The following is a 13,793-nucleotide window of genomic DNA, read 5'->3' as shown; positions in this document are numbered from 1 at the left end:
TTCCGAGGCCCGGCCCAGGGGTTGACTTCCCGTCCCCCGCCTGAAAGGACCCCCGCCACACAACGAAATCCGTCGAAGGAGCCCCCGCCATGCCCGTCCGCGTCGCCATCAACGGTTTCGGTCGCATCGGCCGTCTGGTCCTGCGCTCGATCGTCGAACATGCGCGGACCGACATCCAGGTGGTGGCCATCAACGACCTGGGCCCCGTCGAGACCAACGCCCACCTGCTGCGCTATGACAGCGTGCACGGCCGCTTCCCGGGCAACGTCACGGTGGACGGCGACACGATCGACGTGGGCTTCGGCCCGATCAAGGTGACCGCGGTCCGCAACCCGGCCGAGCTGCCGCACAAGGACCTGGGCGTCGACATCGCGCTGGAGTGCACCGGCCTCTTCACCTCGAAGGACAAGGCGTCGGCCCACCTGGAAGCCGGCGCCAAGCGCGTCATCGTCTCTGCCCCGGCCGACGGCGTCGACAGGACCATCGTCTACGGCGTGAACCACGAGACCCTGACCAAGGACGACCTGGTCATCTCCAACGCCTCTTGCACCACGAACTGCCTCGCCCCCGTGGCCAAGGTCCTGCAGGATCTCTGCGGGATCGAGCGCGGCTATATGACGACGATCCACTCCTACACGGGCGACCAGCCGACGCTGGACACCCTGCACAAGGACCTCTACCGCGCCCGCGCCGCGGCCATGTCGATGATCCCGACCTCCACCGGCGCCGCCAAGGCGCTCGGCCTGGTGATCCCGGAACTGGCCGGCAAGCTGGACGGCAGCTCGATCCGCGTGCCGACCCCGAACGTCTCGGTCGTCGACCTGAACTTCGTGCCGGGCCGCAAGGTGAGCGTGGAAGAGATCAACGCCGCGATGGAAGCGGCCGCGGCCTCGGGCCCGCTGCGCGGCGTCCTGGCCGTGACCAAGGAGCCGCTGGTCTCCATGGACTTCAACCACGTGGCGGCCTCGTCCACCGTGGCCCTGCCGCAGACCCAGATGATCGACGGCGGCCTCGGCCGGGTTCTCTCCTGGTACGACAACGAGTGGGGCTTCTCGACCCGGATGAGCGACACCGCCGTCCACATGGCGAAGTTCCTCTAAGCCGAGGCGTCCCATGACCTTCCGCACCCTCGACGACGCCGATCTCCAGGGCCGGCGCGCCCTGGTGCGCGTGGACCTGAATGTGCCGATGGAGGACGGGCGGGTGACCGACGACACCCGCCTGCGGGCCGCGGTCCCCACCATCGACAAGCTGCGCAAGGCGGGGGCCAAGGTCGTCCTCCTGGCCCACTTCGACCGGCCGAAGGGCAAGGTGGTGCCGTCGATGAGCCTGCGGCCCGTCGTCGAGCCCTTGTCGAAGGTGCTGGGTGCGCCAGTGGCCTTCGCCGACGACTGCATCGGCCAGAAGGCCCGCGAGGCGGTCAAGGCGATGAAGCCCGGCGAGATCCTCCTGCTCGAGAACGTCCGCTTCCACGCCGGCGAGGAGGCCAACGACCGCCAGTTCGCCGACGCCCTGGCCGCCAACGGCGACCTCTACGTCAACGACGCCTTCTCCGCCGCCCATCGGGCTCATGCCTCCACCGAAGCCCTGGCCCATCTCCTGCCGGCCTATGCGGGCGAGCAGATGCGGCTGGAACTGAACGCCCTGGACGCCGCCTTGGGCCATCCGGAGCGGCCAGTGCTGGGCATCGTCGGGGGCTCGAAGGTGTCCACCAAGCTCGACCTGCTGACCCACTTGGTCACCAAGCTGGACAAGCTCGCGATCGGCGGCGGCATGGCCAACACCTTCCTTTTCGCCCAAGGCCACGACGTCGGCGCCTCCTACTGCGAGAAGGAGCTCGCCGACACCGCGCGCGACATCATCCGCCTGGCCGGCCAGAACAACTGCAAGCTCTTCCTTCCCATCGACATCGTCGTGGCCGAAAAGCTGGCGCCGGGCGCGCCGGCGCGGATCCGCGAAGTCGGCCACGTGGACGAGGAGGAACGCATCCTCGACGCCGGCCCGGCGACGGTCGAACGGCTCTGCCGCGCCATGGACAACTCCCGGACCCTGATCTGGAACGGCCCCCTCGGCGTCTTCGAGATGCCGCCCTTCGACAAGGGGACGGTCGCGGCCGCGCGGCACGCCGCCGCGCTCGCCAAGGCGGGGAAGCTGGTGGCCGTGGCGGGCGGGGGTGATACCGTGGCGGCCCTGAACGCGGCCCACGTGGCCGGGGACTTCACCTTCGTCTCCACCGCTGGCGGCGCGTTCCTGGAATGGATGGAAGGCAAGGCGCTGCCCGGAGTGGCGGCCCTGGCCCAATAACGAGAGACAGTGGGGAACCAAGGCGATGGCCCGGATTACGCTTCGACAGCTTCTGGATCACGCGGCCGAGCACGGCTACGGCGTGCCCGCGTTCAACATCAACAACATGGAGCAGGCCCTCGCGATCATGGAGGCCGCCGAGGCCACCGACTCGCCGGTGATCATGCAGGCCAGCCGCGGCGCGCGCGCCTACGCCAACGACATCGTGCTGAAGCACCTGATCGACGCCATGGCCGAGATGTACCCGGACATCCCGATCTGCATGCACCAGGACCACGGCAACAACGAAGCCACCTGCGCCACGGCCATCCAGTACGGCTTCACCAGCGTGATGATGGACGGCTCGCTGAAGGCCGACGGCAAGACCCCGGCCGACTACGACTACAACGTCCGCGTCACCCGCAACGTCGTCGACATGGCCCACTGGGTGGGCGCGAGCGTCGAAGGCGAGCTCGGCGTGCTGGGCAGCCTGGAAACCGGCATGGGCGAGAAGGAGGACGGCCACGGCTTCGAGGGCAAGCTCGGCCACGACCAGCTCCTGACCGATCCGGCCCAGGCCGTCGAGTTCGTGAAGGCCACCGAGGTCGACGCGCTGGCCATCGCCATGGGCACCAGCCACGGCGCCTACAAGTTCACCCGCAAGCCCGACGGCGACGTGCTGGCCATGCACGTGATCGAGGAGATCCACCGCCGCCTGCCCAACACCCACCTGGTGATGCACGGCTCCTCGTCGGTGCCGCAGGAGCTTCAGGACATCATCAACAAGTACGGCGGCGAGATGCCCCAGACCTGGGGCGTGCCGGTGGAAGAGATCCAGCGCGGCATCAAGCACGGCGTCCGCAAGATCAACATCGACACCGACAACCGCATGGCCATGACCGGCGCCATCCGGAAGGTGTTCGCCGAGAAGCCCGGCGAGTTCGACCCGCGCGGCTACCTGAAGCCCGCCAAGGAAGCCATGCGCAAGGTCTGCATCCAGCGCTTCGAGGAGTTCGGCACGGCCGGCCACGCTTCCAAGATCAAGCCGCTGCCGATGTCGGCCATGGCCAAGCGCTACGCCTCAGGCGAGCTCGCGCCCAAGATCGACTCCGCCCGGGTCGCGGCCGAGTAGGCCCGCGCGCGGCCGTCAGGGACGGGCCGGCGGCATGCCGGCGATGTAGCGCTCCAGTTCGGCGGTCCGCGTGGCTTCCGACGGGTGGGTCGAGAGGAACTGCGGCAGGCGGCCGCCGGAGCCGGCCGCCTGCATGTTGCGCCACAGCTTGACCGCCTCGGCGGGGCGGTAGCCCGCGCGGGCCATGAAATCGACGCCTAGGCGGTCGGCTTCCAGCTCATGCCGCCGCGAGAAGGGCAGCAGCACACCCAATTGGGCTCCGATCCCGCCGAACGCGGCGATCCGCTGGGCCGTCTCGGCGCCGACCCGCCCGCCGAGCGCCGACTGGCCGATCCCCAGCGCGAGTTGCGTCGCCGCGGTCTGGGAATAGCGCTCGGCGGCGTGGTTAGCGACGCTGTGGGCCAGTTCGTGTCCGATCACCGCCGCCAGCTGGTCGTCGTTCTCGACAATGGCGAGCAGGCCGGTGTTCACCCCCACCTTCCCCCCGGGCAGTACGAAGGCGTTCGCCTGCGGGTCCTCGAAGACGACGTACTCCCACGACCGGTCGCCCAGGCCGGCGGCCGCCACCAGCCGGGCGCCCACCTTCTGCACGCGCGCCTGCGCGGCCCGGTCGTCCGAGACCTTGCTCGTGGCCAGCGTCTGGGCCCACGCCTGCTGCGCCGACTGGGCGAGCGCGGCGTCGTTCACCAGCAGGAACTGGCTCCGGCCCAGATCGGGATTGTAGGCGCAGGCCGCGAGCGACAGGGCGAAAATCCCCGCTCCGGCGGACTCAAGGATGCGTCTCATGTGAACCTCCCCGCGGACAATGCATGAAACGCGACCGCCTGAAGACCGACCGTCAGCCGGCGTCCTTCAGCTCGCCCATGGCGCTCTGTAGGTAGTTCTGTTCGCCCAGGCTCCTCAGCAGGCCGATCTGGGTCTCGAGGAAATCGATGTGCTCCTCGGTGTCGGACAGGATCTCGGTCAGCACCTCGCGCGAGACGAAGTCGGCGGCGGCTTCGCACTGCTTGATCCCGTCGATCAGCGTCACCCGGCCCCCGGTCTCCAGCGCCAGGTCGGCGGCCAGGCCCTCGGCCACGCTCTCGCCGATGGCCAGCTTGTGCAGGTCCTGGAGGTTCGGCAGGCCGTCGAGGAAGAGGATGCGCCGGATCAGCTTGTCGGCGTGCTTCATCTCGCCGATCGATTCCTCGTAGGTGATCCTGCCGAGACGAACGAAGCCCCAGTTCTCGTACATCCGGGCGTGCAGATAGTACTGGTTCACGGCCGTCAGCTCGTTGGTCAGCACCGCGTTGAGCAGCCGGATGATCGCCTTGTCGCCCTGCATGGCCTTCGAGACTCCGTGGTTCGCCGAAGCGCGGAAGGTCGGGCGGCCCGCGGCGCCTGTCAAAGCCTATGATTGCGAGTGAGTGGCGCTCGCCCCCGAAGTCTGGCCGGGCGCCTACTCGGCCGCGTAGCGCAGGGCCTCGGCCTCGTCCCGCAACATCCGGTTCATGTCGCAGACGCAGCGCGCGCACTGGGGCCGGGACTCGCAGGCCTTGAAGATCTGGGCAGGCCGGGTCGCGCCGGCGGCGATGGCCGCGCGGACCTCGCGTTCGCGGATGCCGTTGCAGTTGCACACGTACATGGGGCGCGCGGAGCCTCCCGGTCCAAGGACTTCTCCCTACCCAAATGCGAACGACTTTGCAAGTCATTCGCATATTTAGAAGACGCGGCGGCGGCGGCCCGAGCCTTGAAAGCGTCGCCCAGATGGGCTCTAGGGCGGCATGGCCGAAAGCCCCTGCCGCCTCTACCTGATCACACCGCCCCGGATCGACGACCTGGCGGCCTTCGGCCACGTGCTGGCCCACGCCCTGGACGCCGGCGACGTGGCGGCCCTCCAGATCCGCCTGAAGGACCAGCCCGACGAGGTGGTCGCCGCCGCCGTGGACGCGCTCGCCCCCATCGCCCAGTCGCGGGGCGTGGCGGTGATCCTGAACGACCGGCCGGACCTGGCCGCGAAGCTGGGCTGCGACGGCGTCCATATCGGCCAGGACGACGCCCCCTACGCCGAGGCCCGCCGGCTGGTGGGCAAGGACAGGATCGTGGGCGTCACCTGCCACGACAGCCGCCACCTGGCCATGGAGGCCGCCGAGGCCGGCGCCGACTACGTGGCCTTCGGCGCCTTCTATCCGACGACCACCAAGGACCCGAAGACCCGGGCAGATCCCGAGATCCTGACCATCTGGCAGGAGACCATGGAGGTCCCCTGTGTCGCCATCGGCGGGATCACGGTGGAGAACGCCCGGGAGCTCGCCAGGGCCGGGGCGGATTTCCTGGCCGTCTCGGCCGGCGTGTGGTCCCACGGCGAGGGCCCGGCGGCCGCCGTCAGGGCCCTCAACGCCGAGATCGCGAAGGGCGTGGCGGAGCGTCCCTGAGCGCGCGCCTTGCTTTGCAGAAGCCCGACCACTAGGTTCCGCCGCCCATGATCGCCCAATCGGCCCTCCTGAAAGTAATGAGCGACGCCGCGCGCAAGGCCGCGCGGGGGCTCAACCGCGACTTCGGCGAGCTCGCCGAACTGCAGGTGGCCAAGAAGGCGCCCGCCGACTTCGTGTCCGCCGCCGACCTCAAGGCCGAGCAGGTGCTGTTCGAGGCCCTGACCAAGGCCCGCCCCGGCTACGGCTTCTGGGGCGAGGAGCGCGGCCTGGTCGAAGGCACCGACAAGACCCACACCTGGATCGTCGATCCCCTCGACGGCACGACCAACTTCCTGCACGCCATCCCGCACTTCGCCATCAACATCGCCCTCCAGCGCGAGGGGACGATCGTGGCCGCGGTGACCTACAACCCCGCCACCAACGAGCTGTTCTGGGCCGAGAAGGGCAAGGGCTGCTACGTCAACGACCGCCGCCTGCGGGTCGCCGCCCGCCAGCGGCTGGACGAGTCGGTGCTGGCCACCGGCATCCCGTTCCTCGGCCACGGCCAGCATGCGAAGTTCCTCAAGGAACTGCACCAGATCAGCCAGCGGGTGGCGGGCGTCCGCCGCTTCGGCTCGGCGGCCCTGGATCTCGCCTGGGTCGCGGCCGGCCGCTTCGACGGCTACTGGGAGCGCGACCTGAAGGCCTGGGACCTGGCGGCGGGGCTGCTTATGGTCGCCGAGGCGGGCGGCAAGGTGACCGACGCCGACGGCGGCGAGGACATGCTGACCAAGGGTTCGATCTGCGCCGGCAACCTCGACATTCATCCGCTGTTGCTGGAGCGCCTGCAGGCCGCGGCCTGATCGCCGGTAGATTTGTCACAGAAGCGGTTAAGGTGGGGGCCATGAGCCTGACCCGCCGCACCCTCTCCATCTCCGGCCTCGTGGCCGCAGCCGCCCCCGCCTTCGCACGCCCGGCCCTCGCCAAGCCGAAACGCCCCATCGTCATCGCCCACCGTGGGGCGAGCGGCGAGCGGCCCGAGCACACCCTGATGGGCTACCGGCTGGCCATCGAGGAAGGCTGCGACTTCATCGAGCCCGACCTCGTGCCCACCAAGGATGGTCATCTGGTGGCCCGCCACGAGAACGAGATCGGCGGCACGACCGACGTCGCCAAGCATCCCGAGTTCGCCGACCGCAAGGCGACCAAGACCATCGACGGCGAACAGGTCACGGGCTGGTTCACCGAGGACTTCACCCTGGCCGAGTTGAAGACCCTGCGGGCCCGGGAGCGGCTGGCGGCGCTTCGGCCGGCGAGCGCGGCCTTCGACGGCCAGGAGGCGATCCCCACCTTCCAGGAGGTGCTGGACCTCGCCCGGGCCGAGGGCCGGCGCACCGGGCGGACGATCGGCGTCTATCCGGAGATGAAGCACCCGAGCTATTTCCGGAACCTCGGCCTGCCCGTGGAGGCCCGCCTGGCCGACGCCCTGAAGGCGAACGGCCTCGACAGCCGCGCGGCCCCGGTGTTCGTCCAGTGCTTCGAGGCGGCGCCGCTCAAGACGTTCGGGACGCTGTCGAAGGCGCGCCGGGTGTTCCTCGTCTCCCGCGAGGGCGGGCCGGCGGACCGCCCGGGGACGACCTACGCCCAGATGCTGACCCCCGCCGGCCTGAAGGAGATCGCGGGCTTCGCGGAGGGGCTGGGCCCCGAGTGGACGCTGGTCGTGCCGATCGCCGACGGTGCGCTCGCCCCGCCCACGGCCCTGGTGCGGGACGCCCACGCGGCGGGGCTCCAGGTGCATCCCTGGACCGTCCGGGCCGAGAACGCCTTCCTGCCCAAGGCCCTGCAGCGGCCGGGCGGGCCCGCCGCCCACGGCGACGTCGAGGCGGTGTTCAAGGCGCTCTACGGGGCCGACGTGGACGGGCTGTTCAGCGACTTCCCGGGCCTGGCCGTGAAGGCCCGCGGCTAGAATTCAGGCCGCGTTCCCGAACTGCAGGGCGGCGAGGCGGGCGTAGAGGCCGTCTCGGGCCACCAGATCGTGGTGGGTCCCCTCCTCCACCACGCGGCCCTCGTCCATGACGACGATGCGGTCGGCCTTGAGCACCGTGGCGAGCCGGTGGGCGATGACGAGCGTGGTGCGGCCGTGCATGGCCTTGTCCAGCGCCTGCTGCACCAGCCGCTCGTTCTCGGCGTCCAGGGCGCTCGTGGCCTCGTCCAGCAGCAGGATCGGCGCCTCGCGGACCAGAGCCCGGGCGATGGCCAGTCGCTGGCGCTGGCCGCCCGACAGCGTGCGGGCCCGGTCGCCCACGGGCGTGTCCAGGCCCTGGGGCAGGGCTTTCAGGAAGCCCTCGGCGCGGGCGGCGCGTACGGCCGCGCGAATCTCCTCGTCCGAGGCCTCGGCCCGCCCGAAGCGCACGTTGTCCATGGCCGAGCCTGAGAACAGCGGGCTTTCCTGGGCCACCAGGGCCATGCGGGCGCGCACCTGCGCCGGGTCGGCGTCGCGCAGGTCCACCCCGTCCAGCAGAACCCGGCCGCCTTGCGGATCGTAGAAGCGCAGCAGCAGGCGCAGCACGGTGCTCTTGCCCGCGCCCGAGGGGCCGACCAGCGCCACCCGCTCGCCGGGCCGCACACGCAGGGAGAAGCCGTTCAGCGCCGGCAGGTCGGGGCGCCCCGGATAGGCGAAGGTCACCGCCTCGAACACCGCCTCGCCGCGCGCCGGCTTGGGCAGGGGCGTCGGGTTCGGCGGCGCGGCGACGCCGGGCCGGGCGTCGAGCAGCTCGCCCACCCGCTCCATGGCGCCGGCGGCCTTCTGGACGTCGCCCCAGGTCTCCCCCAGGGCGCCCACCGAACCCGCGGCCATCACCGACAGGAAGGCGAACTGGAAGAGCGCGCCCCAGCTCATCTCGCCGCGGAGGCCCGAATGGACCCCCAGCCAGAAGACGCCCACGATACCGCCGAACACCAGGGCGATGACCAGGGCGGTCATCACCGCGCGTGCGCTCATCCGCCGGACCGAGGTGCGGAAGGCGCTCTCCACCGCCACGCCGAAGGCCTCGGCGGCCGCCCGCTCGCGGCCAAAGGCCTGCACGGTCTCAAGGGCGTCGAGATTCTCGCCCGCGAAGCCCACCGCGTCGGCGAACCGGTCCTGGGCCGTGGCGGTCAGCTTGCGGACCCGGCGGCCGAACAGGAACAGCGGCGCCAGCACCACTGGGAAGGAAAGCAGCACGAGACCCGTCAGCTTGGGACTCACGATCACCAGCAGCGCCACCGCGCCGATCAGGGTCAACAAATTGCGCAGCGCGATCGAGATCGAGCTGCCCAGCAGGTTCTCGACGATGGCGATGTCGGTGGTCAGCCGCGAAAGCACCTCGCCGGTGCGGGTCTGGAGGAAGAAGGCCGGGTCCAGGGTCAGGATGTGGGCGTAGGCCGCCTTGCGCAGGTCGGCCACCACCCGCTCGCCGAGCTTGGTGATGAAGAAGTACCGGAGGGCCGTGGCGAAGGCGAGGACGAGCGCCACCCCGCCGATCAGCAGGAACCAGCGGTCGATCGAGCCCGGGTCGGACCTGGCCTTGGTGAGGTGTTCGACCAACAGCCGGATGGCGCCCGACATGCCCAGGGTGGCGCTGGTGGAAAGCAGCAGGAAGAGGCCCGAGAGGGTCGCGTCTCCCCAGTGGGTCCGGACGAACGGGAACAGGCGGCCGAGCGCGCGGACGTCGCGGCTGCGCCCGCGGCGGTCGGCGGCCTCGGCGAGGCTCTGGGCCAGGGCCTGGCCCGCGCTGGGGCGTCCTGGCGCGGAAACCTCGGGCCCCGGTTCACTCATCTACGCGCACCTTGCAATTCCCCCGGGGTTTCTCTATACGCCCGGCTTCCTTTTGGCCGCCCTTGCCGGCGGCCGCTCCAATTTGGCCGCTCCTTTACGTCAGGCGCCGACGCGATGAAACAAGACATCCACCCCGACTACCACTTCATCACCGTGGTGATGACGGACGGCACCACCTACAAGACCCGCTCGACCCTCGGCAAAGAGGGCGACACCCTGAACTTGGACATCGACCCGAAGACGCATCCGGCGTGGACGGGCGGCGGTCACCAGCTTCTGGACCGCGGCGGCCGCGTGTCGCGCTTCAACGCCAAGTTCGGCGCCTTCACCCGCAAGTGAGCCGGCCGTAAGGCCGGACTTATCCCCGCGCAGGCGGGAACCAGGGTCTTCAGGAATTCGAAACGCCGCGAGGGGACCGCCCTTCGCGGCGTTTTCCGTCTCGGAGACCACGGGAGACGACAGACGAGCCCTCTACGGCTCCATGAAGGGATTCCCCTTGGTCGCCTCTTCAAATGTGAAGGACCTCTGTCGCGGCGGTGGACTCAAGTTCACACAGCGGCCAGAGCGCCAATCGCACGCCGCGACCTCGCCGGTGAATCTATCCAACCGCCAAACAATGGGCGGAAACCCCGAGTCGATGGTCTGGTATCGCCCCCCAAAGAGCAACGCCATCGCTATGAGAACTGAGCCGACGAGGATGGCGGTCGGCGTCGCGAACTGCCGAAGCCGATCCATCCAGCCTTCTCCCGCCACGACCGCCGGATGCTATTCGCCTGTCACAGCTGCATCCAACGGTATTCTTTAAGCAAGGCCGTCATCCCGGCCGGAAGCCCGCCGCGCGGGCTGTAGAGCCGGGACCCAGAGGGGTTCTGCAGGGCGTGCGGCCCTGGGTCCGGCTCTTCGCTATGCTGCGGCCGGGATGACGATTCCAGGGGTTAAGCTTCCCGTGATCAGACGGACGCATAGAGGCTCAGGCCCCGAAGGCGGTCTTCAGGCGGTCGAGGTGCGAGAGCACCTGGTTGGGCTGGGCAAGGCCTTCGCCCTCCACGTACATGCGCCGGTCCAGGTGGCGGACGCGCTCGTAGAGCCGCTCGGCGCGGTCCAGCAGCAGGAGCAGGCCCGTGGGCAGGTCCTCGGCGGCGTGCTCGGCGTCGCGGCCCGCATCCTCGGCCAGGCGGTAGCGGTCCTCGCAGGCCGCGGCCGGGGCCATGTCGCCCTCGCGCACCGCCCGCTGGACCAGCAGCCAGGAGGCCACCTGCATCAGGCGGGTGGTCAGGCGCATGCTCTCCGACGCGTAGGCGAGCGCGGCGTTGCGCGACAGGAGCTTGGATTCCTGGCGGCCGGCCCCGTCGAGGTAGGCGGCGGTCTCCTCGACCAGCTCCATCCCCTCGTGGAACGTCCGCTCGAACAGTTCCGAGCGGGCGAAGTCCTGTATCACATTGGCTCGCCAGGCGCCGCCGAAGGCGTTGGTCTCGTGCATGTCGTCCCTTGACCCTTCAGCTTTCCCACGGCTGGACGCTTCGTCCGCGTCCGGACCCATCCTGCAACGCGCGTGCCAGGATGGTTACCCGCTGGTTAATCGCCTCAACCCACCGGCCCCGATTACTCCGCCCGGGGCGGGAACAGCGCGTCCGCCGCGGCCCGGCCGGCCCGCTTGCGGTCGATCTGGGCCTTCACCCGGGCGGCCTCGGCCTGGAGCATTTCGAGACGCTCCTCCAGCTCGGCCACGCCGTACAGCTCCAGGTCCTCGCGGAAGGCTTCCGCCAGCCGCTGGCCCCGTCCGATCCGAACTTCCGCCGGTTCTTCCATGGTCCGGCCTCCCTTTGCGGCGTTCGACTTTGGGCGCTATCCAACCCCGCAACCAGGGCAAGCGCAAGCGCGGGAGCGTCGCATGAGCGTCACGGAAATGACCGCCGTCGGGATCGAGGGCGGCAAGGGGCCGGCGGAAGCGCTGAAGCCGGTGCGCGCGCCGGTCCCGCAGCCGAAGGCCGGCGAGGTGCTGATCCGCGTGCGCGCGGCGGGCGTGAACCGCCCCGACATCGTCCAGCGCAACGGCTTCTATCCCCCGCCCCCCGGCGCGCCCGAGACCCTGGGCCTGGAGGTGGCGGGCGAGGTCGTGGGGGCCGAGGGCCGCTGGCGGGCCGGGGACCGCGTCTGCGCCCTGCTGGGCGGCGGCGGCTACGCCCAGTATGCGGTCTGCGACGCCCGCCACGCCCTGCCGATCCCGGCGGATCTCGACTTCGTCCAGGCCGCGGGCCTGCCCGAGACCGTGTTCACCGTCTACGCCAATGTCTTCGAGCACGGCGGCCTGAAGGCCGGCGAGACCCTGCTCGTCCACGGCGCCACCTCGGGCATCGGCGTCACCGCGATCCAGATGGCCAAGGCCGCGGGCGCCAAGGTGATCGCCACCGCCCGGGGCGCGGAGAAGGCCAAGGCCGCGCTGGCCCTCGGGGCCGACCTCGCGGTGGACGCCGCCGCCGAGGACTTCGCCCAGGCGGCCAAGGACGCCGGCGGCGTCGACGTGGTGCTCGACATGGTCGGCGGCGACTACTTCCCGAAGAATCTGGACGCGCTGAAGACCGGGGGCCGCATCGTCTACATCGCCGCCCAGGGCGGGGGCGAGATCACCGTCCCGGTGTTCCGGATCATGCAGAAGCGCGCGGTGATCACCGGCTCGACCCTGCGCCCCCGCGACGCCGACGAGAAAGCCCGGCTGGCCGCCGAGATCGAGCGCGTGGTCTGGCCGTGGATCGCCGCCGGCAAGGTGAAGCCGCAGGTGGACAGGACCTTCCCCCTTGCGCGGGCCGCCGAGGCCCACGCCTGGCTGGAGGGCGGCGCCCACGTCGGCAAGGTGGTGCTGACGGTGGATTAGCGCTCGAAGAGGCCCATCATCATCGGCTTGGCGAAGACCGCCGGGGCCGCCTTGGGCCGCACGTCGGGGACGAGGGCGCCCAGGTCCGCGCAGGCGTTCAGGGTGGCGTTCAGCATCTGGGCGGCGATGAAGGGGTCGACCGGACTGATCGAGCCCTCGGCGATGCCGTCCGAGATCATCGAGGCGAAGCGGTCCGACACGCGGTTGGCGTGCTCCACCGTCACCCGCCGCATCTTTTCCGGCAGGGCGGTGAGGGCCGAGGTGCGCAGCAGCGGCCCGTGGTCCGAGAGCTGGAATTCGGCCAGCGCCGCGGCGCAGGCGCAGAGCCGGTCCCACTGGGCGCCCGGAAGCTCCTGGGCCAGCCGCTGGGCCTTGCGCATCACCTCGAAGGTGCGCTCGAAGCAGGCGACCACCAGGTCGTCCTTGGCGTCGTTGTGGTGGTAGAAGCTGCCCTTGGTGACGTTCAGCTCGGCCGAGATCTTGTCCACCGAGGCGCCCCGGTAGCCGCGCTTGTTGATCAGCCGCGTGGCCGCCAGCAGGAAGGTTTCCCGCGCCAGTTCCGGTCCCTCGCGCGCCGCCAGCTCCTCCATGGGGATCGGGGCGGGGCTCCAGGTCGCGCCGGGGCCCGCGAAGCCGTGGACCAGGATGTGGTGCATCCGGTCGCGCACGCGGGGATAGTCCTCGGGGTCGTACTTGGGCAGCCAGTTGTGGGCCCAGAAGATCTGCTCCAGCAGGATGCGGGTCCGCGCCGTGCGCCGGCCCCGGGTCATCCAGGCGAGTTCTGGGGCGTCGAAGATCTGGCGCACCTTGCGGAACAGCCGTCCATAGGCCTGGGCGACCTCCTCGCGGCGCGGCTCGTTCAGCGCGCGCATGTCCGAGATCACCGGCAGGGGGGCTGCGCCCTCCACCACCGTCTGGCGCACCCGCTCGAAGTAGAGCGTCAGCAGGGCGTGCAGCCGCTCGGACGGCACGGGCGAGTCCAGCGCGCTCTCGGCCATGTCGTGATAGGCCTCGATGCCGCGCGCGATCACCGCGGCGGCCAGGTCGTCCTTGCGCTTGAAGTAGTAGGTCACGCTGGTGGTCGAGAGGTCCACCGCCGAGGCGGCGTCGCCGAGGGTCAGGCCCTTGACCCCCTTGCGGTTCAGGATGCGGGTCGCCCCGTCCAGGATGGCCTCGCGCTTGCGCTCGAACCGGTCCGTTGATCGCGCCGCCGCGCCGCGTGGGGCCATGAAGCCATGTTACTCCGCTGAAACGCCTTTTTGCCCCGGAAATCCCCGGCGCGCAAAGGGTGATGCA

At 70.3% G+C, this 13,793-nt stretch carries 15 protein-coding genes; 8 read left to right on the top strand and 7 right to left on the bottom strand.

What is annotated here, in order from left to right:
* Window positions 1-89: 89 nt before the first annotated feature.
* Genes gap through fba form a run of 3 tightly spaced genes read left to right on the top strand, consistent with a single transcriptional unit; the run spans window position 90 to window position 3,415 of the window.
* Window positions 90-1,100, top strand: coding sequence for a type I glyceraldehyde-3-phosphate dehydrogenase (gap, locus tag ACK4TT_RS15140; RefSeq protein WP_409634589.1), 1,011 nt, complete (start codon window positions 90-92; stop codon window positions 1,098-1,100).
* A gap of 13 nt (window positions 1,101-1,113) precedes the next feature.
* Window positions 1,114-2,304, top strand: coding sequence for a phosphoglycerate kinase (locus ACK4TT_RS15135; protein ID WP_409634592.1), 1,191 nt, complete (start codon window positions 1,114-1,116; stop codon window positions 2,302-2,304).
* A gap of 25 nt (window positions 2,305-2,329) precedes the next feature.
* On the top strand, window positions 2,330-3,415 hold the full coding sequence (gene fba, locus ACK4TT_RS15130) for a class II fructose-bisphosphate aldolase (RefSeq protein ID WP_409634595.1): 1,086 nt from the start codon (window positions 2,330-2,332) through the stop codon (window positions 3,413-3,415).
* 15 nt (window positions 3,416-3,430) lie between these two features.
* Here fba and ACK4TT_RS15125 read toward each other — a convergent pair whose 3' ends face one another.
* The 3 genes from ACK4TT_RS15125 to ACK4TT_RS15115 all read right to left on the bottom strand — a co-directional run bounded on the left by ACK4TT_RS15125 (window position 3,431) and on the right by ACK4TT_RS15115 (window position 5,039).
* Window positions 3,431-4,201: a M48 family metallopeptidase gene (locus ACK4TT_RS15125; protein ID WP_409634598.1), complete on the bottom strand. Its 771-nt coding sequence runs from the start codon at window positions 4,199-4,201 to the stop codon at window positions 3,431-3,433.
* A 52-nt stretch (window positions 4,202-4,253) separates the two neighbouring features.
* Entirely contained in the window at window positions 4,254-4,739 is a 486-nt protein-coding gene (gene bfr / locus ACK4TT_RS15120) for a bacterioferritin (protein ID WP_409634601.1), read from the bottom strand.
* Window positions 4,740-4,853: 114 nt separating this feature from the next.
* A complete protein-coding gene (locus tag ACK4TT_RS15115; RefSeq protein ID WP_409634604.1) occupies window positions 4,854-5,039 on the bottom strand; it encodes a bacterioferritin-associated ferredoxin in 186 nt (61 codons plus the stop codon).
* Between the two features lie 139 nt (window positions 5,040-5,178).
* On the opposite strand from ACK4TT_RS15115, the gene thiE reads away from it, so the two are divergent.
* The 3 genes from thiE to ACK4TT_RS15100 are packed head-to-tail and all read left to right on the top strand — an operon-like array spanning window position 5,179 to window position 7,774.
* The gene (gene thiE / locus ACK4TT_RS15110; RefSeq protein ID WP_409634606.1) at window positions 5,179-5,829 is read left to right on the top strand and encodes a thiamine phosphate synthase; all 651 of its coding nucleotides are present in this window, start codon (window positions 5,179-5,181) and stop codon (window positions 5,827-5,829) included.
* Between the two features lie 47 nt (window positions 5,830-5,876).
* Window positions 5,877-6,671 carry an inositol monophosphatase family protein gene (locus ACK4TT_RS15105; RefSeq protein ID WP_410213335.1) on the top strand — a complete coding sequence of 265 codons (795 nt, stop codon included), beginning with the start codon at window positions 5,877-5,879 and terminating at the stop codon, window positions 6,669-6,671.
* Window positions 6,672-6,712: 41 nt separating this feature from the next.
* Window positions 6,713-7,774, top strand: coding sequence for a glycerophosphodiester phosphodiesterase (locus tag ACK4TT_RS15100; RefSeq protein WP_410213334.1), 1,062 nt, complete (start codon window positions 6,713-6,715; stop codon window positions 7,772-7,774).
* A 3-nt stretch (window positions 7,775-7,777) separates the two neighbouring features.
* Here ACK4TT_RS15100 and ACK4TT_RS15095 read toward each other — a convergent pair whose 3' ends face one another.
* The gene (locus tag ACK4TT_RS15095; RefSeq protein WP_410213333.1) at window positions 7,778-9,625 is read right to left on the bottom strand and encodes an ABC transporter transmembrane domain-containing protein; all 1,848 of its coding nucleotides are present in this window, start codon (window positions 9,623-9,625) and stop codon (window positions 7,778-7,780) included.
* 114 nt (window positions 9,626-9,739) lie between these two features.
* Here ACK4TT_RS15095 and rpmE point away from each other — a divergent pair, with 114 nt between their 5' ends.
* A complete protein-coding gene (gene rpmE / locus ACK4TT_RS15090; RefSeq protein ID WP_309093237.1) occupies window positions 9,740-9,964 on the top strand; it encodes a 50S ribosomal protein L31 in 225 nt (74 codons plus the stop codon).
* A 631-nt stretch (window positions 9,965-10,595) separates the two neighbouring features.
* Here the strand turns inward: rpmE and ACK4TT_RS15085 are convergent.
* Both ACK4TT_RS15085 and ACK4TT_RS15080 read right to left on the bottom strand, forming a co-directional pair.
* Window positions 10,596-11,105, bottom strand: coding sequence for a DUF1465 family protein (locus ACK4TT_RS15085; protein ID WP_410213332.1), 510 nt, complete (start codon window positions 11,103-11,105; stop codon window positions 10,596-10,598).
* Window positions 11,106-11,227: 122 nt separating this feature from the next.
* The gene (locus tag ACK4TT_RS15080) at window positions 11,228-11,434 is read right to left on the bottom strand and encodes a DUF1192 family protein (protein ID WP_410213331.1); all 207 of its coding nucleotides are present in this window, start codon (window positions 11,432-11,434) and stop codon (window positions 11,228-11,230) included.
* Between the two features lie 97 nt (window positions 11,435-11,531).
* On the opposite strand from ACK4TT_RS15080, the gene ACK4TT_RS15075 reads away from it, so the two are divergent.
* The gene (locus ACK4TT_RS15075) at window positions 11,532-12,497 is read left to right on the top strand and encodes an NAD(P)H-quinone oxidoreductase (protein WP_410213347.1); all 966 of its coding nucleotides are present in this window, start codon (window positions 11,532-11,534) and stop codon (window positions 12,495-12,497) included.
* On the opposite strand, the gene ACK4TT_RS15070 is transcribed toward ACK4TT_RS15075, so the two are convergent.
* Entirely contained in the window at window positions 12,494-13,726 is a 1,233-nt protein-coding gene (locus tag ACK4TT_RS15070) for a TetR/AcrR family transcriptional regulator (RefSeq protein ID WP_410213330.1), read from the bottom strand. The two genes, ACK4TT_RS15075 and ACK4TT_RS15070, sit on opposite strands and share 4 nt — an antisense overlap.
* Window positions 13,727-13,793: the final 67 nt, after the last annotated feature.

The organism is Phenylobacterium sp. (assembly GCF_046463815.1).
Lineage (GTDB): Bacteria > Pseudomonadota > Alphaproteobacteria > Caulobacterales > Caulobacteraceae > Phenylobacterium.
The sequence above is the reverse complement of the archived record's forward strand: the minus strand, read 5'-3'. Positions and strand labels throughout refer to the sequence as shown.